The organism is Streptomyces sp. NPDC092045 (genome assembly GCF_044756005.1).
Lineage (GTDB): Bacteria > Actinomycetota > Actinomycetes > Streptomycetales > Streptomycetaceae > Streptomyces.
In genome coordinates, this window is sequence record NZ_JBIVSC010000001.1 from 1,138,661 (window position 1) to 1,156,310 (window position 17,650).

Annotated in this window: 14 protein-coding genes; 7 read left to right on the plus strand and 7 right to left on the minus strand. The window is 75.1% G+C overall.

Features of this window, described 5'->3' with window-relative positions; genetic code table 11:
* The first annotated feature begins 208 nt into the window (after window positions 1-208).
* Window positions 209-1,390, plus strand: a complete 1,182-nt coding sequence (locus tag ACIQKA_RS04930; protein WP_391093600.1) for an acyl-CoA dehydrogenase family protein — start codon at window positions 209-211, stop codon at window positions 1,388-1,390.
* A 31-nt stretch (window positions 1,391-1,421) separates the two neighbouring features.
* Here the strand turns inward: ACIQKA_RS04930 and ACIQKA_RS04935 are convergent, their stop codons facing one another.
* Together ACIQKA_RS04935 and ACIQKA_RS04940 are read right to left on the minus strand one after the other, a co-directional pair.
* A complete protein-coding gene (locus ACIQKA_RS04935; protein WP_383152494.1) occupies window positions 1,422-1,925 on the minus strand; it encodes an FBP domain-containing protein in 504 nt (167 codons plus the stop codon).
* Between the two features lie 116 nt (window positions 1,926-2,041).
* A complete protein-coding gene (locus ACIQKA_RS04940; RefSeq protein ID WP_391093599.1) occupies window positions 2,042-3,424 on the minus strand; it encodes a DUF6777 domain-containing protein in 1,383 nt (460 codons plus the stop codon).
* 370 nt (window positions 3,425-3,794) lie between these two features.
* Between ACIQKA_RS04940 and ACIQKA_RS04945 the strand changes: the two genes are divergently transcribed.
* Window positions 3,795-5,162 (plus strand): streptophobe family protein, encoded by a 1,368-nt coding sequence (locus ACIQKA_RS04945; RefSeq protein ID WP_402539985.1) that lies wholly within the window; start codon window positions 3,795-3,797, stop codon window positions 5,160-5,162.
* An 11-nt stretch (window positions 5,163-5,173) separates the two neighbouring features.
* Here the strand turns inward: ACIQKA_RS04945 and ACIQKA_RS04950 are convergent, their stop codons facing one another.
* From ACIQKA_RS04950 to ACIQKA_RS04960, 3 genes are read right to left on the minus strand one after another with little or no spacing between them, the layout of a single operon-like run.
* Window positions 5,174-6,166, minus strand: coding sequence for a serine/threonine-protein kinase (locus tag ACIQKA_RS04950; protein ID WP_383152491.1), 993 nt, complete (start codon window positions 6,164-6,166; stop codon window positions 5,174-5,176).
* The gene (locus ACIQKA_RS04955) at window positions 6,166-7,188 is read right to left on the minus strand and encodes a hypothetical protein (RefSeq protein ID WP_402539986.1); all 1,023 of its coding nucleotides are present in this window, start codon (window positions 7,186-7,188) and stop codon (window positions 6,166-6,168) included. Before ACIQKA_RS04955 ends, ACIQKA_RS04950 begins: the two co-directional genes overlap by 1 nt.
* Before the next feature lie 4 nt (window positions 7,189-7,192).
* Window positions 7,193-9,892 carry an FHA domain-containing protein gene (locus ACIQKA_RS04960; protein ID WP_402539987.1) on the minus strand — a complete coding sequence of 900 codons (2,700 nt, stop codon included), beginning with the start codon at window positions 9,890-9,892 and terminating at the stop codon, window positions 7,193-7,195.
* Between the two features lie 104 nt (window positions 9,893-9,996).
* On the opposite strand from ACIQKA_RS04960, the gene ACIQKA_RS04965 reads away from it, so the two are divergent.
* Complete coding sequence (locus ACIQKA_RS04965; RefSeq protein ID WP_383152488.1) at window positions 9,997-10,653, plus strand: TetR/AcrR family transcriptional regulator; 657 nt, start codon at window positions 9,997-9,999, stop codon at window positions 10,651-10,653.
* On the opposite strand, the gene ACIQKA_RS04970 is transcribed toward ACIQKA_RS04965, so the two are convergent.
* Window positions 10,617-11,423, minus strand: a complete 807-nt coding sequence (locus ACIQKA_RS04970) for a class II aldolase/adducin family protein (protein ID WP_383152487.1) — start codon at window positions 11,421-11,423, stop codon at window positions 10,617-10,619. The genes ACIQKA_RS04965 and ACIQKA_RS04970 overlap by 37 nt on opposite strands.
* Before the next feature lie 193 nt (window positions 11,424-11,616).
* Here ACIQKA_RS04970 and ACIQKA_RS04975 point away from each other — a divergent pair, with 193 nt between their 5' ends.
* On the plus strand, window positions 11,617-12,270 hold the full coding sequence (locus ACIQKA_RS04975) for a ThuA domain-containing protein (protein ID WP_391093590.1): 654 nt from the start codon (window positions 11,617-11,619) through the stop codon (window positions 12,268-12,270).
* A gap of 108 nt (window positions 12,271-12,378) precedes the next feature.
* On the plus strand, window positions 12,379-13,776 hold the full coding sequence (locus tag ACIQKA_RS04980) for an NADP-dependent succinic semialdehyde dehydrogenase (protein ID WP_383429241.1): 1,398 nt from the start codon (window positions 12,379-12,381) through the stop codon (window positions 13,774-13,776).
* A gap of 33 nt (window positions 13,777-13,809) precedes the next feature.
* On the opposite strand, the gene ACIQKA_RS04985 is transcribed toward ACIQKA_RS04980, so the two are convergent.
* On the minus strand, window positions 13,810-15,894 hold the full coding sequence (locus ACIQKA_RS04985; RefSeq protein WP_383448356.1) for a SpoIIE family protein phosphatase: 2,085 nt from the start codon (window positions 15,892-15,894) through the stop codon (window positions 13,810-13,812).
* A 309-nt stretch (window positions 15,895-16,203) separates the two neighbouring features.
* On the opposite strand from ACIQKA_RS04985, the gene ACIQKA_RS04990 reads away from it, so the two are divergent.
* Together ACIQKA_RS04990 and ACIQKA_RS04995 are read left to right on the plus strand one after the other, a co-directional pair.
* Window positions 16,204-16,785 (plus strand): hypothetical protein, encoded by a 582-nt coding sequence (locus ACIQKA_RS04990; protein WP_402539988.1) that lies wholly within the window; start codon window positions 16,204-16,206, stop codon window positions 16,783-16,785.
* 8 nt (window positions 16,786-16,793) lie between these two features.
* Window positions 16,794-16,994, plus strand: a complete 201-nt coding sequence (locus ACIQKA_RS04995; protein WP_125666842.1) for a hypothetical protein — start codon at window positions 16,794-16,796, stop codon at window positions 16,992-16,994.
* The last annotated feature ends 656 nt before the right edge of the window (window positions 16,995-17,650 follow it).

The window sequence follows — 17,650 nt, forward strand, 5'->3', positions numbered from 1 at the left end:
GATCCGATACGTCGCATCCGATACGTCGGATCCAATACATCGGATTCGGATATTGGATCCGGTCCACCGGACCGTAGGGCCGGGCCGAAGGATTTTCAATACTGGATCCAATATCCGATGTACGGCTACGCTTCGGCACGCCGAGTCGTCGCAGGCGCCCGTCACCACTCGTCACAGGCGCCAGTCGCCCACCGCCAGGAGGCCGTCCGTGAAGTCGTCGTCCACTCCCGTCCACCCCTTCGACCTGCTCGCCGTCGACGGGCTGCTGACCGACGAGGAGCGCGAGATCCGGCGCACCGTCCGCGCCGTCGCCGACCGCGAGCTGCGGCCGCACGTCGCCGGCTGGTTCGAGAAGGGCGAGATCCCCGCCCGCGAACTCGCCCGCACCCTCGGCGGCACCGGCGTGCTCGGCATGCACCTGGAGGGGTACGGCTGCGCGGGCACCAACTCCGTCGCGTACGGCCTGGCCTGTCTGGAGCTGGAGGCCGTCGACTCCGGGCTGCGCTCCCTGGTCTCCGTGCAGGGCTCCCTCGCCATGTACGCGATCTGGAAGCACGGATCCGAGGAGCAGAAGCAGCGGTGGCTGCCGAAGATGGCGGCGGGCGAGTACATCGGCTGCTTCGGCCTCACCGAGCCGGACGCGGGCTCCGACCCCGGCGCCATGCGGACCAACGCCAAGCGGGACGGCTCCGACTGGGTGCTCAACGGCACCAAGATGTGGATCACCAACGGCTCCGTCGCCGACGTGGCCGTGGTCTGGGCCCGCACCGAGGACGGCGTCCGCGGCTTCCTCGTCCCGGCCGGCACCCCCGGCTTCAGCGCCCCCGAGATCAGGATGAAGCTGTCGCTGCGCGCGAGCGTCACCAGCGAGCTGGTCCTGGAGGACGTGCGGCTGCCGGCCGACGCGATGCTGCCGGAGGCCCGCGGCCTCTCCGGCCCGCTCGGCTGCCTCAACGAGGCCCGCTTCGGCATCGTCTTCGGCGCGCTCGGCGCCGCCCGCGACTGTCTGGAGACAGCGATCTCCTACGCCCGGGACCGCACCGTCTTCGCCCGCTCCCTCGCCTCCTACCAGCTCACCCAGCAGAAGCTCGCAGACATGTCCGTCGAGCTGGGCAAGGGCATGCTCCTCGCCCTCCACCTGGGCCGCCTGAAGGACGCGGGCGTGCTCACCCCCGAGCAGGTCAGCGTGGGAAAGCTGAACAACGTGCGCGAGGCGATCGCGATCGCCCGCGAGTGCCGCACGATCCTGGGCGCCAACGGCATCACCCTGGAGTACCCCGTCCTGCGCCACGCCAACAACCTGGAGTCGGTGCTCACCTACGAGGGCACGAGCGAGGTCCACTCCCTGGTCATCGGCAAGGCGCTCACCGGCGAGCAGGCGTTCCGCTGAGCCTTCCGCCCGCCCGGGTCGCGGCGGACGGTCAGCCCGTCGTGACCCGCCGGACGAAGGCGTCGAGGTTGCCCGTCATGCGGGCGATCTGCTCGTCGAGGGTGAGCGACTCCTCCTGGCGCCGGCCGCGCAGCTTCGGCTGCCGCTTGCCCCGGAGGTAGAGGGAGCAGGCGAGGTCGGCGCAGAGGTAGATCCCGACCGTGTTCCCCTCGCGGCCGCGGCTCCCGGCGAGCGGCGCCACGAGGAGCGTCACGCCCGAGGCGGCGTGCCCGGTCAGACAGACCTGGCACAGGCTCGACTTCATGGCACTGGTCCGGCCGGTCGCCGGGACCCGCAGGGACACGCCGAGCGGTCCGTCCTCGCGCGGGACGACCAGGTGCGCGCGCAGCGGCGCGCCCGGGTCGACCCAGCCGAGGAAGTCCAGGTCGTCCCAGGGGAGCTCGGCGAAGTCGAGCGGCAGCTTGAGCCGGGCCGCCTCGCCCTTGGTGCAGTTCACGAAGGACGAACGGATCTGTTTGTCGGTCAGTGGTTCCACCCGGTGGACCGTACACGGACCGCCCCGGACGGGCATCCGAATATGGCGGCGCCCCACGGGTCCGGTCGGCCTCGCGGAACCGGCCGGCTGGGCGAGGCCGACCGGACCCCGCCGTCTCAGGGCGAGGTGTCCGGGGCCGGGACGGTCCCGCCCGCGGCCCCGCCCGTGTTCGGGTCCGCCGGGGTGTTCCCGCCGGGCGTGTCGCCCGGACCGTCCGGCGCCGGTCCCGAGTTCGGGGCCGAGGTGTCGGGCGGGGCCGGCGGCTCGGGAGAGGAGTCCGGCCGGGGCGAGTCGGGCTGCGGCGAGTCCGGGCGGGGCGAGTCGGGCCGGGGCGAGTCCGGCGGCGGGGGCGAGTCGTTGGGCGGGGACGCGTCGGGCGGCGTGTCCGGAGAGGACGTCGACGGGCCGGGGGAGGTGCCGTCGGAGGGGCAGGACGACGAACCCTCCGGGCACGGCGCCGGCGACGTCGGCGGCGAGGTCGGCTCGTCCCGGCCACCGGTGTCGCCGTGCTTGCGCGCGAACCAGCCGCCGTCCTCAGGGTCGTACACCACGAAGACGTTCACGACCTTCGGGGAGGGAGCGACGGCGACCACCCGGTCGGAGGAGTAGCCGGGCCAGGCGGTGCCCCTCGTCCGCGGGTTCTTCTGGGGCACCGGCTCGGTCAGCGGGTTGCCGCAGGCGCAGCGGACCCGGGGCACCCCGCGATCGTCGACCAGGACCGCCGTGCCGGACTGGAGGACCGCCTGGTAGGTGGTGGCGGAGCCGTTCTTGAAGCCGTGGTTCGTCACCCGGGTGTCGGCCCGGAGCTGGAGCGGGGTGAGGGAGCGCAGATAGCCGGGCACCTCGTTCGCGGAGATCCGCAGGACCGAGGCGAAGGCCGCGTTCTTCGCGGGCTCGCCCGAGAGGTAGCGCACCTGCTGCTCCACGTCGCAGCTCGCCACCGACTGCGTCCCGCCGTAGAGGCCGGGCGCCGAGCCCGAGACCTGGGGCGTGCCGGTTTCCGCGGAGCCGCTGCGGGGCGGCGGCGTGACCGGCGGGGCGGAGCCGGTGGAGCGGGCCGTCGACCGGGTGAACGGGTCCGGGCCGGTCGTGGAGGCGCTCTGCAGGAAGACCTCCCCGCCGCCGGCGTCCGTGGTGCCGCCGTCGTCGCCCGAGCGGCTGGTGAGCACGACGATCAGGGCGACGGCCGCCACCAGGACGGCGGTGATCGAGGCGACCTTCGGGACGGAGCGCCACCACGGGCCGCCGCCCCCGTCGCCGGGGTAGCGGGACGAGCCGCCGCCGTCCTGGCCGCCCCCGCCTCCGGAACCGCCCGGACCGCCGCCCGGGTCGCCCGGACCGCCGGAGCCTCCGGAACCGCCGGTGGGCGGTCCGGAGGACGGCGGGGGGCCGGCGGCGTTCGGGCGTGTGCTCGGACCCGAGAGGGGGCCCGAGGGAGGACCCGAGGGAGGGACCGACGGCGGACCGGACGGGGGGCCGGACGGGGGGTGGGAAGTCACGTTTTTCCCTTTCTTCCGTTCCGGGCCCATTGTGTGCGCCGACCGGTGCCCGCCCGCAAGCGGAGGCACGCCGGTGGCCCCTCCCCGCCCCGCGGGCGGAGGCACGCCGTCCAGCCCGGCCCCGCCCCGCCCGGAAGCACGCCGTTCACCCCGTCCCCGCCCCGCCCGGAGGCACGCTGTCCACTCCGAACCCACCCCGCCCCGCCCGGAAGCGCGCCGTTCACCCCATCCCCGTCACCCGCCCCGCCCCGCTCGGAGGTACGCCGTTCACCCTGCCTCCGCCTCCGCCCGGAAGCGCGCCGTCCGCCCCGTCCCCGCCCGGTGCCGCGGGCGCTCCGTCCGCAAGCGCGCGGCCGTCCCCGGTACTAGCGTGGTCACCGTGAGCAGCAGGCCCCCCACCCCCACGCGGCCCGCCGCGACCCCGACCGGACTCCTCGCCCGGATCGCCCTCCAGGCCCTGGTGGCCGTGGTCGCCGGATACCTGGCGATGGCCGCCGTCGCCGGGCTCGGCCTCTGGGCCGCGGGCGCCGCCGGCCTTCCCGGCGGCTTCGCCGCCGTCCTCGCCGCCGTCGTCGTCATGGCCACGGGCGGCAAGGTCGAACTCTCCGGCGACGCCGGCGCCCTCGCCGGGACCCAGGCCCAGCTCACCGCCATGCCCCTCACCGTCACCCTGGTGGGCGCACTGGTCACCGGCTACTGCTTCCTGCGCCCCCTGCGCCACCACGCGGTGACCGGCGCCCGCCAACTCCTGCTCCGCGCCGGGTCCGTCGTCGTCCTCTGGCTGATCGGCCTCGCGGGGCTCTCCGCCCTCGCGCGCCACGACTTCCGGATCACCGTCGGCGGCGGGGAGGCCGAGGACCCGCTCATGGACCTCTTCGGCGAGCTCCTCGACTCGGTGAACCCGACGGTCGGCTTCCGCACCGACCTCGGACCCACGCTCTTCTACGGCCTCCTGTGGATCCTCGGCGTGCTCCTCGTCGCCCTCCTCGTCTCGCGCGCGACCCCCCTGCCGTCCCGGCTCGTCCGGTACCAGGAACCCGTCCGGCCCGTCGCCCGCGCGATGCTCCTGCTGCTGCTCGCGTACGTGCTCGTGGGCCTGGTCGTCGGGCTCGTCGTCGCGGCGACGAAGGGGCGGCCCGCCGACACCTTCGCGGTCCTCCTCCTCGGCCTGCCCAACATCACCTGGCTCGCCCTCGGCGTCGGCATCGGCGGTTCCTGGGAGGGCAGGGCCGAGGGCCCCTTCGGCCTGCCCGTGCCGCAGGTCCTCGACGCCGTCCTGCGCGGCGAGGGCGGGGGCGAGAGGCCCGACCTCTCGACCGTCGACCTGTCCTCGCTCGCCGCGCAGGACGGACGCGCCTGGTGGCTGCTGCCCGTCGCCACCGTCCTGCTGCTCGCCGCCGCCTTCGCCGCCGCCGTCCGCTCCCCGGCCCGGACCCGGCTCCGGCAGCACGCCCTGCGCACGGGCGTCGCCTTCGCGCTCACCATGCTGGTCGCCGCCCCCGTCACCCTCGTCGAGGCCCGCTTCGGCCTCTCGGTCCTCGGCATCGGCACGCTCGACTCGCTCGGCGGAGAGGTGCTGCTGCGCCCGCACGTCTGGACCGTCGTCGGCCTCGCGCTCCTGTGGGGCCTGGTCTTCGGCCTCCTCGGCGGCCTCCTCGCCTCCCGGGTCCGCCGGAAGGGCGAGGTCGAGCAGCCGGTCGGCCGGGAGGACGGCGCCGGCCCGCCAGGCACCGCGTGACCCCCGGCGGCCTACAGCTCCCGGAACACCGGCCTCGCCCACGCGGGCGGGGCGGGCGGCGGGCCGAGCGGCCTCGGCGCCCCGGCCGCCACCGGGTCCGACGCCCCCGGGGCGCCCGACGCCAGGGCGGCGCGCAACTGGGTGACGAACTCCAGACACGTCCCGTACCGCTCCTCCGGCGTCTTCGCCAGCGCCTTCGCGAAGACCGCGTCCGCCGCGCCCGGGAGCTCCGGACGCGCCTCGGAGACCGGCGGCGGCGGGTCGTACTGCTGCGCCCACAGCACCGCCCAGTCGGTGTCCCGGCGGAACGGCGGCGCGCCCACCAGGGTCTCGAACACCACGCACGCCAGGCCGTACACGTCGCACCGGCCGTCGACCGGCTTCCCCGAGATCTGCTCGGGCGCCACGTAGTCGAGCGTCCCCACGAACTCGCCCACCGTAGTGAAGCCCGTCAGGGACAGCGACTTCTTCGTCAGGCCGAAGTCGGTCAGGTAGACGTGCTCCGGATGGTCGCGGTCCGTGCCCTCGGCCACCAGGATGTTGCCGGGCTTCACGTCCCGGTGCACCAGGTCGTGCGCGTGCGCCGCGTCCAGGGCCGAGGCCACCTGCACGGCGATCCTGCCCGCCTTCGCCGGCGGCAGCGGCCCCTCGCGGTGCAGCAGGGCCACCAGGTCCTGCCCGGCGACGTACCGCATGGCGATGTAGAGCACGCCCTCCGTCTCGCCCGCCTCGAAGACCGGCACGATGTGCGGGTGGTCGATCGAGGCGGCGACCCGCGACTCGTGCGCGAAGCGCTTGCGGAAGGTGTCGTTGCGGGCCAGCTCGGGGGCCAGCAGCTTCAGCGCCACGGTGCGGTCGAGCCGCAGGTCCCGCGCGCGGTACACCACCGCCATGCCGCCGCGCCCGATCTCGCCCTCCAGGCGGTATCCGGCGACCTCCTTGCCGACGAGCCCCGAGGGCCGCCCGGCCGGAAGGTCCGGGTCGGCGTGCGCCCCGCCGGCCATCAGCCCTCACCCGTCGGAGGCCGCTCCACGACCCGGGTCGGCGGCGGATCCCCGGCCCCTGACGACGGCCGCACGGCCCGGGTCGGCGGTGCGTCCGGTGTCTCGGGCGGCTGTTGTACGACCTGGGTCGGGGGCGCGCCCGGCGTCTCGGACGGCTGCTCCACGACCTGGGTCGGAGGAGCCTCCACCGTCTCGGGCGGCCGCTCCACCACCCGGGTCGGAGGCCGCTCCACCACCTCGGCGGGCGGCTGCTCCACGCCCCGGGCCGGTGGGGCTTCCGGTGTCCCGGGCGGCCGTTCCACCACTCGCGCCGGCGGAGGCGGGCCGGTCGGCTCCGGCTCCCCGGCCGGTCCCGTCTCCGCCGCGTCCACCCGGGGCACCACCCGCATCGGATCGTGTCCGGCGGGCACCGCCCCGACGGGCTCGCGACCGCCGTCCGCAGACCCGTCCGACGACCCGTCCCCGGCCTCCTCCTCCGGAGGCGCACTCGCGGGAGCGGCGGGCGGCGCGGCGGTGGCCGAGGGGGCGGCCCCGGCCGCGTACGTGCTGAGGCCCGCGCCGTCGCAGTACACCCAGCGCTCGTGCTCCGCGTCGTACAGCCAGACCGACTCGCCGTCGACGACCATGCCGACCCGCAGGCCCCGGGTCCGCAGCCGGAAGGCCTCGCCGTCGAGGCGGCCCGCGCCCAGCTCCTCGGCGGCCCGCCGGTAGCGGCCGAGGGCGTCCTCGGCGCGGGCGATCAGCGGGCGGGGGTCGGCGGTCCTGGTGAGGGGACGGCCCGCCGCCGGCGGGTCGTCGGGGACGCCGACGAGCAGCCGCGCGTCGACCCACGCCGTCCAGCCGTTGGAGCACCGGATCCGCCCCCAGTCCCCGCTCCGCTCCTCCAGGCGCACCGGCAGGAAGGCGTCCAGGGGTGCCGTGGGCAGCCCCGGATCGGGTGCCTCCCAGGCGGGCAGGCCGTCGCGCGGCACGACGTGGGTGGGCCGGAAGTCCGGCACGTACGCGGACACGGGGACGCTCACGGGCCTACCTCCGCATGACGACCGGCTCGTGGCGGCGCAGCAGCCGGGCCACGACCAGGCCGAGGACCAGACAGAGCACCACCATCATGCCCATGTCGAACAACCAGGCCTCCGCCGTGTGCCGCATCAGCGGATCGGTGGTCTTGTCGCTCGGCGCCACCTTCCCGATGTCGATGGTCGCGCCCATCGCCGCGAACGCCCACCGCGAGGGCACCAGCCAGGCCAGCTGCTCCAGGACGGGCGTGCCCCGCACGGTCAGGAGGGCCCCGCAGAACACCACCTGCACGATGGCGAGCAGGACGAGCAGCGGCATCGTCACCTCCTCCTTGCGGACGAGGGCGGAGACGAACAGGCCGAGCATCATCGCGGTGAAGGAGAGCAGGGCGACGGCGAGGGTGATCTCCACCAGCGGGGGCATCAGGACCCCCTTGCCGCCGGGCACGTTCAGCGGCACGCCGATCAGTGCCACCAGGGTCAGGACCACCGACTGCACGACCGTGATCAGGCCGAGGACCACCACCTTGGAGGCGAGGTACGCCGAGCGGGACAGACCGACGGCTCTCTCGCGCCGATAGATGGTGCGTTCCTTGACGAGTTCGCGCACGGCGTTCGCCGCGCCCGTGAGGACCCCGCCCACGCAGAGGATGAGCAGGACGTTCAGCGACGACTCGGGATTGAGACTGCCCTCGGACAGGGCGCGGGCCATCGCCCCCATCACGAACGGCAGCGCCACCATGATGACGATGAAGGTGCGGTCGGCGGAGAGCGCCGCCGCGTAGCGGCGCACCAGGGTCCGCAGCTGGGAGCCCCAGCTCTGCGCCTTCGGCGGCGGGGCCCGCACCTCGTCCGCGGGGGCGCCGCCGCCCAGGGGGAGGTCCGGGCCCGCCGTGGCGTCGGTGATGTACCGGCGTTGGAAGCGGGAGGAGCGGTAGCCGCCCGCCCAGTCGCGGTCCCGTTCCCTCTCGAAGGCCTCGAAGGCCTCCGGCCACTCCTCGAAGCCGAAGAACCCGAGAGCCTCGGAGGGCGGTCCGTAGTAGGCGACCCGGCCGCCGGGCGCGAGGACGAGCAGCCGGTCGCAGACGTCCAGGCTGAGCACGCTGTGCGTCACCACGACGACCGTGCGCCCGTCGTCGGCGAGCCCGCGCAGCATGTGCATCACGGACCGGTCCATGCCGGGGTCGAGGCCGGAGGTGGGCTCGTCGAGGAAGAGGAGGGACGGTTTGGTGAGCAGCTCCAGGGCGACGCTCACGCGCTTGCGCTGGCCGCCGGAGAGGCTGTGGATCGGCTGGTCCGCGCGCTCCACGAGCCCGAGTTCCCGGATCACCTCGTCGACCCGGGCCTGCCGCTCCGCGCGTTCGGTGTCCTCGGGGAACCGCAGCTCGGCGGCGTACCCGAGGGCCCGGCGGACGGTGAGCTGGAGGTGCAGGATGTCGTCCTGGGGGACCAGCCCGATGCGCTGGCGCAGCTCGGCGTAGTCCCGGTACAGGTCGCGGCCGTCGTAGAGCACCGTGCCCCGGTCGGCGGGCCGCTGGCCGGTGAGGGCGTTCAGGAGGGTGGACTTGCCGGCGCCGGACGGTCCGACGACCGCGAGCAGGCACTTCTCGCCCACCGGGAACGACACCTCGTCCAGGAGGGTCTTGTGCCCGTGGTCGACGGTGACGGCGAGCGACCGCACGTCGAGGGAGACCTCGCCGGTGTCGGTGAACTCGACGAGCTGCCCGCCGATCAGGCAGAACGCGCACCGGCCGATGCCGACGATGTCCTCCGGCGTCACCCGGGCGTCGGTGACGGGCCGGCCGTTGAGGAAGGTGCCGTTGTGGCTGCCCAGGTCGTGGATCCAGTAGGTGCCGTCGGGGTGGGCGCGCAGCTCGGCGTGGCGCCGGGAGACGACGAGCTCGGGGATGACGACGTCGTTGTCGGGGGCGCGGCCGATGCGGATGCTGTGGGCGGGCAGCGGCCGGACGGACGTCGGCTGCCGGAAGGTGCCGGTGGCGGCGGGGTGCGAGACGGAGGGGGGCCGGGGAGGAGCGGATTCCCGTCCGGCGCCGGCCGCGAAGTCCCGTACGGGCCCGGGCTCCGGTGCCGGTTCGGGCATCGGCTCCGGAGCCGGTTCCGGTACGGGCGCAGGCTCCGGTACGGAGCCGGGCAGCGGTTCGGGCGCCGGCTCCGGCTCCCGTACGGGTTCCTCCCGCACGCGTCCTTCCGGTGCGCGCCCCCGGTCCGGCTCCGGGGCGGTCTCCCGCTTCCGCGCGGCCTCCGGCCCCGGCTTCCGTACGCGCGCGTGCTCGGGTTCGGGCTCCGGCACGCCCCGGGCGGACGGTGGGGCCGGCGCGTCCGGTGCGGGTGGGGGCGGCGGTTCCGGCGCCGCCGGGCGGGCCGGGGCGGCGGCCGAGAGGACGGCGCGCGGGCCGTCCTCCGGGTGTCCGAACCGTACGACGGTCCCGGCGCCGACCTCCCGCGAACGGGCCACCCTCCGGCCGTCCGCGAAGGTGCCGTTCGTACTGTCCTCGTCGGTCAGGGTCCATCGGCCGGCGGGGGCCCCGAGCACCGCGTGGTGCCACGACGCCCGGTCGTCCGAGAGGACGATGTCGCTGGTGGGGTCCCGTCCGATGCGGTAGACGCGGCGCGCGTCCATGAGCGTCGCGTCCCCGTCGATCTCGAGGACCAGGTCGGGCGCCGCAGGCGCGGCTGGCCGCTCTCCCATGTCTGAATTTTATCCGCCGGAGCCGATCCCCGCCCGGGCGGGAGCCGCCGGTATGGTGGGCGTCCGCCGCGACGAGCGGCCCGGAGGAACCGGAGGACCCACCCGTGCCGAAAGGCGTCACCAAGCGGCGGCCCCGCACCCGCGCGGCGCTCCTGAGGGCCGCTCTGGAGACCTTCGCCGAGCACGGCTTCCACGCGACGACGATCGAGCAGATCTGCGAGCGCGCCGGCTACACGCGGGGCGCGTACTACTCGAACTTCGCGAGCAAGGAGGAGCTCTTCCTCGCCCTCTTCGACGAGCACAGCGACCGGACGGTGCGGCGGCTCGCCGAGTCGATCGACGCGCTGACGGCCGAGGAGTACACCCTGACCCGGCTCGCGGAGCTGGCCTCCCGGGTGGAGCCGGACGAGCGGGACTGGTACCTGGTGACCACCGAGTTCACCCTGCACGCCATCCGGGACCCGCAGGCCGCCTGGGTGCTCGCGCGCCACGACGAGCGGCTGCGGGCCGAGATGGCCCGCGGCCTCACGCTCGTCCTGCGCCGGGCCGGACGCGAACTGACCGTGGACGCCGACCGGTTCGCCCGTCTGCTCATCGCCCTGCGCGAGGGCGGTCTCGCGCAGAGCTACGTGGAGCCGGACGCGCTGCCGCCGGGCAGTCTGGAGCGCCAGTTCCTCCCCGCGTTCCTGGAGGCCCTGACGCGCGGACTGCCGGAGTCCGGGGGTCAGTCGAAGAGGTCCGGGTCGGACGCGGTGATCTGATCCCACAGCGGGCGCGCCTGGAACCAGCCGGCCAGGTGCCCGCCGATCTGCCCGCGCGTGAGCAGCGCGGTCTCCCGGTCGACGGACTGCGGGGCGCCCGCGGCCATCGCGAGGAGCTGGGCCTGGCAGGAGCGCTCCATGGTGACGAACCACCAGACGGCCTCGGCGACGGAGTGGCCGACCGTCAGGAGCCCGTGGTTCTTGAGGATCACGGCCTTGTGCGCGCCGAGGGCCTTGGCGACCCGCTCGCCCTCCTCGGTCTCGTTCACCACGCCCCGGTAGTCGTCGTAGATCCCGTGGTCCTCGAAGAACGCGCAGGCGTCCTGGGTGATCGGGTCGAGCGGGATCCCGAGGCTGGAGAAGGCCTTGCCGTACAGGGAGTGCGCGTGCGCGGCGGCGACCGCGTCGGGCCGGGCGGCGTGGACCCGGGAGTGGATGACGAAGGCGGCCCGGTTCACGGGCCGGCGCCCTTCCAGGACGACGCCCTCGTGGTCGACCAGGATCAGGTCGGAGGCCTTGATCCGGGTGAAGCCCATTCCGAACGGGTTGACCCAGAAGGCGTTCGGGTCGCCGGGGTCGCGGACGGTGATGTGCCCGGCGACCCCCTCGGAGAAGCCGAACCGGCCGAAGATCCGGAATCCGGCGGCCAGTTGCTCCTTGCGGTACCGCCGCTCCTCCTCGACGCTCTCGAAGACGGGCGGCAGCGGCAGGACGGCCCCTTCGGGCAGCGGCCCGACGGCGGCGGCGAGCGCGGGCGGCACGGTGCTCATGACGGCTCCTCGGGGAGACGGGGGGCTGGGGGCGGGCGGAAACGGCCCGGAACGGCGCGCCAAAAGATACAGAGGTGTATCCGATACGACAATGGATCAGGACGTGCCTTGCGGGCGGGGCCTCCCGGTGGCTACGGTCGAGCCGCAGGGGGAAAGCGCTTTCCCCAGCCCTTCCGCCCCTGGAGCGCGCCGCGTGACCACCGCAGACGTCCTGATCCACACCCGCACCGCCGGATACCGCCACGACTCGATCCCCGACGGCGCCGCCGCGCTCACGGAACTGGCGCGGCAGCTGGGGCGGACGGCCGAGGTCACCGAGGACCCGGGCGCCTTCACGCCCGAACGGCTCGCCCGGTGCGCCGTCGTCGTCCTCCTCTCCACGACCGGGAACGTCCTGACCCCCGAGGGCAGGACCGCGTTCGAGGCCTACCTGCGGGGCGGCGGCGCCCTCCTCGCCGTGCACGCCGCCGCCAACGCCGAACCCGACTGGCCCTTCTACGGGGACCTGCTCGGCACCCGCTTCGACGGCCATCCCGAGATCCAGCCCGGCACCGTCCTCGTCACCCCCGGCGACCACCCGGCGACCGCCCCGCTCCCGGCCCGCTGGGCGTGGACGGACGAGTGGTACAACTTCACCTCCGTCCCCCGGGGGGTGCGGGTCCTGGCCCGGGCCGACGAGACCTCGTACCGCGGCGGCGCCCACGGCGACGACCACCCGCTCGTCTGGTGCCGGGAGGCGGACCGGGGGCGCGTCCTCTTCACCGCCCTCGGGCACGCCCCGGAGGCGTACCGCGACCCGCTCTTCCGCGCCCACCTCGCCGGCGCCCTGACCTGGCTGACCGCCTGACCGCCCGGCGGCCGCCCGGGTCACCCCGCCGTCCCGCCCCTGTTGCGCCGCGCCGCTCTTCACGGAAGGTTGGTGTCGGACGGGGGCCGACGCAGGAGGAGACAGGCCATGGGCATCGCCACCGTGAACCCCGCGACCGGCGAGACGCTGCGCACCTACGAGGCCCACGGGCCCGAGGAGGTCGAGCGCCGCGTCGCGGCGGCGCACGAGACGTACCGCCGGTACCGCACCACCTCCTTCGCCGAACGCGCCCGCCTCCTGCGCGCCGCCGCGACGCTCCTCGACGAGGACACCGAGGACATCGCGCGCACCATGACGACCGAGATGGGCAAGCCGATCGCCGCCGCCCGCGCCGAGGCCGGCAAGTGCGCCAAGGCCATGCGCTGGTACGCCCGCCACGCCGAGGAACTGCTCGCCGACGAGCACCCGGCGGAGAGCGACGTCCAGGACTCCGGCGCGGACACCGCCCGCGTCCACTACCGGCCCCTCGGCCCCGTCCTCGCCGTCATGCCGTGGAACTTCCCGCTCTGGCAGGTGATCCGCTTTGCCGCACCCGCCCTCATGGCGGGGAACACGGGCCTCCTCAAGCACGCCTCCAACGTGCCGCAGACCGCGCTCTACCTCGGCGACCTCTTCCGCCGCGCCGGATTCCCCGAGGGCTGCTTCCAGACCCTCCTCATCGGCTCCCGCGAGGTCGAGGGCGTCCTGCGCGACCCCCGCGTGGTGGCCGCCACCCTCACCGGCAGCGAACCGGCCGGCCGGGCCGTCGCCGCCGTCGCGGGCGACGAGATCAAGAAGACCGTCCTGGAACTCGGCGGCAGCGACCCGTACATCGTGATGCCCTCCGCCGACGTCGTCGCGGCCGTGAAGACCGCCGTCACCGCCCGCGTGCAGAACAACGGCCAGTCCTGCATCGCCGCCAAGCGGTTCATCGTCCACCGGAACGTCTACGACGACTTCTCCGAGCGCTTCACCGCCGCCATGAACGCCCTCACCGTCGGCGACCCCCTCGACGAGTCCACCGACGTCGGCCCCCTCGCCACCGAGCAGGGCCGCGCCGACCTGGAGGAACTCGTCGACGACGCCGTGGAGCGGGGCGCCACCGCCCTCTGCGGCGGCCACCGGCCCGAGGCCGAGGAACTGCGGAACGGCTGGTACTACCGGCCCACCGTCCTCACCGGCATCACCCCCGAGATGCGGATCCACCGCGAGGAGGCCTTCGGCCCGGTCGCCACCGTCTACCCGGTCGGCGACATCGAGGAGGCCGTGGCCGTCGCCAACGACTCCCCGTTCGGCCTCAGTTCCAACGTCTGGACCCGCTCGCAGGAGGAGGTCGCCCTCTTCGTCCGCGACCTGGAGGCCGGCGGCGTCTTCGTCAACGGCATGACCGCCTCCCACCCCGCGCTCCCCTTCGGCGGGATCAAGCGCTCCGGGTACGGCCGCGAACTCGCCGGCCACGGCATCCGCGAGTTCTGCAACGCCACCACGGTGTGGCAGCGGGCCTGACCCCACCGCCGGACGCCGCTCCCCGCGGAGGACTCACCCGCCGCCGGGAGCGGCGTCGGCCGGCACCCGCACCGGGCCGATCTCGCACCACACCGCCTTGCCCTCGCCGCGCGGCTCCACCCCCCACCGGGAGGCCAGCGCGTCCAGCAGGAGCAGCCCGCGCCCCGACGTGGCCGCCTCGCCCGGAGTGCGGCGCCGGGGCCAGGCGCTCGACCGGTCCTGCACCGACAGGCGCACCCGCCGCACCGGCTCCGGCAGCACCTCCAGGGTCAGCACCGCGCCCCCCTCCGTGTGCAGCAGCACGTTGACGAGCAGCTCGCCCGTCAGCAGCTCCGCGTCGTCCGCGAGTTCCCGCATGCCCCAGTCGCGCAGCGCCTGCCCCACGGCCGCCCGCGCGTCCGAGAGGCCCTGCGGGTCGGCCTGGTGGATGTACTGGTGGATGCGCGGCGCCTTCGGCGTGCCCGGGTCCGGGCTGCGCCGCAGCACCAGGAGGGCCACGTCGTCGCCCGAACCCCACCGCTCCCACAGCCGGTCGGAGAGGTGGTCGGCGAGCGCCTCGGCCTGCGGCGGACCACTGGCGATCGCCCCGGCGAGCGCGGCGAGACCGGACGAGATGTCCGAGTCCGGCTGCTCCACGAGCCCGTCCGTGCAGAGCACCAGCGTCTCCCCGGGCACCAGGTCGAGCCGCGTCTCCGGGAACTCCTCGTCCCCGAACACGGTCGCCAGGCCCAGCGGGAGCCCGCCCCGCAGCTTGGGCTGCCCCACCCGGCCGTCGTTGTGCCGGATCAGCGGGTCGAGGTGCCCGGCACGCACCGCGCGCAGGGTGCCGCTCGCCAGGTCCACCTGTGCGTACGTGCAGGTCGCGAAGCGGTTCGTGTCCAGCTCGGCGAGGAAGCGGGAGGCCCGGGCCAGCACCGTCGAAGGGGCGTGCCCCTCGCCCGCGTACGCCCGCAGCGCGATCCGCAACTGGCCCATGATGGCCGCCGCGTGCGTGTCGTGGCCCTGCACGTCGCCCACGACGATCCCGACCCGGCTGCGCGGCAGCGGGATCACGTCGTACCAGTCGCCGCCGACCTGACGCCCGCTCCACGCCGCGTGGTAGCGGACGGCGATCTCTCCGCCGGTGATCTCCGGGATCCGGCGCGGCAGCATCGCCGCCTGGAGCCCGGTCGCGAGCTCCCGCTCCTCGTCGAAGAGCATCGCCCGCTGGAGCGACTGGGCGACGATCGCCGCGAGCCCCAGGGCCAGGTTCCGCTCGTCGGGGTTGAACGAGGTGCGGCCCCGGTAGAACAGGGCCATCCCGCCCAGCGAGCGCGCCTGCGCCACCAGCGGGAGGTAGCAGGCGGCCCGGAAGTCGAGCCGGGGCAGATAGGGGGCCAGTTCGGGGAACTCCCGCCCGAGCGACGGGAAGGACGACGCGAACCGGGGCCGGCCGCTCAGCACCGCCTCGGCCAGCGGCAGCCGCCGGTCGAGCCGCCGGTTGCGGAAGCCGTCGAGCACGTCGAGGGACTCCCCGCTGAGCGCGATGATGTTCAGCGAGCCGTTCTCCACGAGCCCCAGCGCCAGACCGTCCGCGCCGAGCCGCGCGAGCCCGCCCGGACCGGTCAGGGCCGCCGTCACGTCGTCCACGGTCACCGCGCGCGACAGCGCGTTCGTCGTCCGCTCCACGATGTTCGTCTGGACCTCGCGCCGCTTCTCCAGGTCCCGGACGAACGCGAAGTGCATCACCTCGGCGGTCGTGTCCCGCACGACGCCGACGATCCGCCGCGCCCGCCCGTCCGGGGACCGCAGGATCCGCGCCTGCACGTGCGTCCAGTGGGGTGGTCCGTCGTCCTGCGGGATGGGGAAGTGCGCGGTGTACGAGGCCGCGCCGCTCTTGACGGCCTCGCGCACGACGCCCCGCAGCTTGACCCGCTCCTCGGGGTCGAGGCGCGCGACGAGCGTCTCCGGGCGCCCGTCGAAGCAGCCGGGGGACACGCCGAAGACCAGCAGCCCGGACTCGTCGGCATCGATGGTGCCCGTGTCGAGATCCCAGTCGAAGCTGCCGGTCCGGTTCATGGCGAGCCACTCGGCGGGCCCGATCTCGCCACTGCGCGCACGCGGGTCGTCATCGGTCATCCCCCCCATTGTCGAACCCGCACCCCGGCGACGCCATGGCGCTGACACGGCGTGGCGCGAGTTCGCCGCGAAGGACGACCCGGCCGGGGCCGGCCGGACCCCGTCCTGGACGGGTGCCGCCGGTGCGCCCGGCATCGGGCGGGGCCCGGGACACCGCCGGGGCAGAATGGGCCGGTGCGGCCGTCCCGCCGCGTCCTCGGTCCGGCGTCCCGCCCTCCGGGCCGGCGACGGGGCGAAGGCCGTCCCGGGGAGCGGGCCCGTCCCCCCGGGCCGCCGCCGGCCCCGTACGACAGACCTGGGAGATCCCGAGTGACCGACCACCACCCGTACCGGATCGGAACCCGGAGCGGAGACCTGTACGTGCTCTGGCGCCGGGGCGAGGGCGACGACCGCGACGCCGTGGCCGCCGACGACCGGGGGCGGCTCCTCGCCTTCCACGCCGTCCGCTCGGCCGAGGAGCACTGCGCCCGGCACCACCGGGACTTCGTGACGGACGCGGAGTCGTCCCTGGACCTGGAACCCGTGGCGGAGTGGGTCCGTGCTCCCGGGCCCGTCCCCGCGGCAGAGCTCCTGGAGGCGTGGAACTTCTTCGAGGACCTGGCGCAGGGCGTGGACACCTCCCTCGCCCTCCCCGTCCAGGGCGCGGCCCACGACGCCGCCTACGACCGCTTCTTCGAGGCCGGCGACGGCGCGCTCTGGACGGACGGCGAGGCCGCCGCCGCTCACGACCTGCTCCGCATCGGCCTCGCCCTCTGGGAGGAGGCGGTGCGCGGAGCCGTCGTACCGGACGCGCACCTCCTCGCCCGACGGGCCGGCACCGGGTCCCCTCCGGTCCCGGATGCGTTCTCGCCGACCGGACACGAGAATGGCCAGTGCCGGACGAACACGTAGGAGGCGGCATGAACGCTGAGCCCGACAAGACGTCCCCCGGGGACTCCCCGACGCCCGACCGGCTGCTGCACGCCGGATCGGAGGGGGAGTTCACGGCGGAGGACCTGGTCCTCGCCTCCGGCCGTGACGTGACCCCGAAGAACCTCGCCTGGGCGGAACGCCGGATGGCGGAGAAGGGGCGCGCCTCCATGGACGAGCTCCTGCCCTAGAACGTGCCGTGTCGGCCCCGGTCCGGAGGTACGCCCTCCGGACCGGGGCCGACGTGTATCCGGCGCCCTTCCGCGCCGTGGGCGTCAGCCGTGGGGGACGAGGGCCACCGGGGCGCGGCCGTGGCGCAGGACGGCGTACGCCACGCCGCCGAGCGCCGGGCGCGCCGTCCGACCACCACCAGGGACGCGCCCGCGGCGGCCCGCACCAGCTCCTGGCCGGCCGAACCGGCCACGACCCGGCCCTCGGTCCGCACCTCCGGACACTCCGCGCGCCAGGGCCCGAGGCCGAGGGCGGGGGAGGGGCACCCGGTCGAACAGCTCGCCCTGGCCGCCCGGTCCGCCCTCGCCCCGGCCGTCGGCCGCCGGGGGCGCGCCGGCGGCCCGGGCATGCGGACCGGTCCGGCGGCCCACGGGCTCCGCACCGCGCCGCGTGTCCGGCCGCCACGGTTCCCGGGGCGCCCTCGGACCGTTCCGGACCCGTCGGGAGAGCCGGGGGACGGGGACGGCACGGCGCCTCCGGGCCGGTCGGCCCCTTCCGGACGCGGACCGTTCGGCCCACGCGGGCGACCCCCTCGGGCGCTGCGCCGTGCGGCGTCCGGACGGAAGAATGGGGGTCGGAGCCCGGTCCGGCGACCCGCGACCCGCGACCCGCGACC

What these genes read in the sequence shown, in the direction of transcription:
- ACIQKA_RS04970 (WP_383152487.1), bottom strand. Translation starts at nt 11,423, where the DNA reads ATGAGCACCGTGCCGCCCGCGCTCGCCGCCGCCGTCGGGCCGCTGCCC.
- ACIQKA_RS04960 (WP_402539987.1), bottom strand. Translation starts at nt 9,892, where the DNA reads ATGGGAGAGCGGCCAGCCGCGCCTGCGGCGCCCGACCTGGTCCTCGAG.
- ACIQKA_RS04985 (WP_383448356.1), bottom strand. Translation starts at nt 15,894, where the DNA reads ATGACCGATGACGACCCGCGTGCGCGCAGTGGCGAGATCGGGCCCGCC.
- ACIQKA_RS04995 (WP_125666842.1), top strand. Translation starts at nt 16,794, where the DNA reads ATGAACGCTGAGCCCGACAAGACGTCCCCCGGGGACTCCCCGACGCCC.
- ACIQKA_RS04980 (WP_383429241.1), top strand. Translation starts at nt 12,379, where the DNA reads ATGGGCATCGCCACCGTGAACCCCGCGACCGGCGAGACGCTGCGCACC.
- ACIQKA_RS04950 (WP_383152491.1), bottom strand. Translation starts at nt 6,166, where the DNA reads ATGGCCGGCGGGGCGCACGCCGACCCGGACCTTCCGGCCGGGCGGCCC.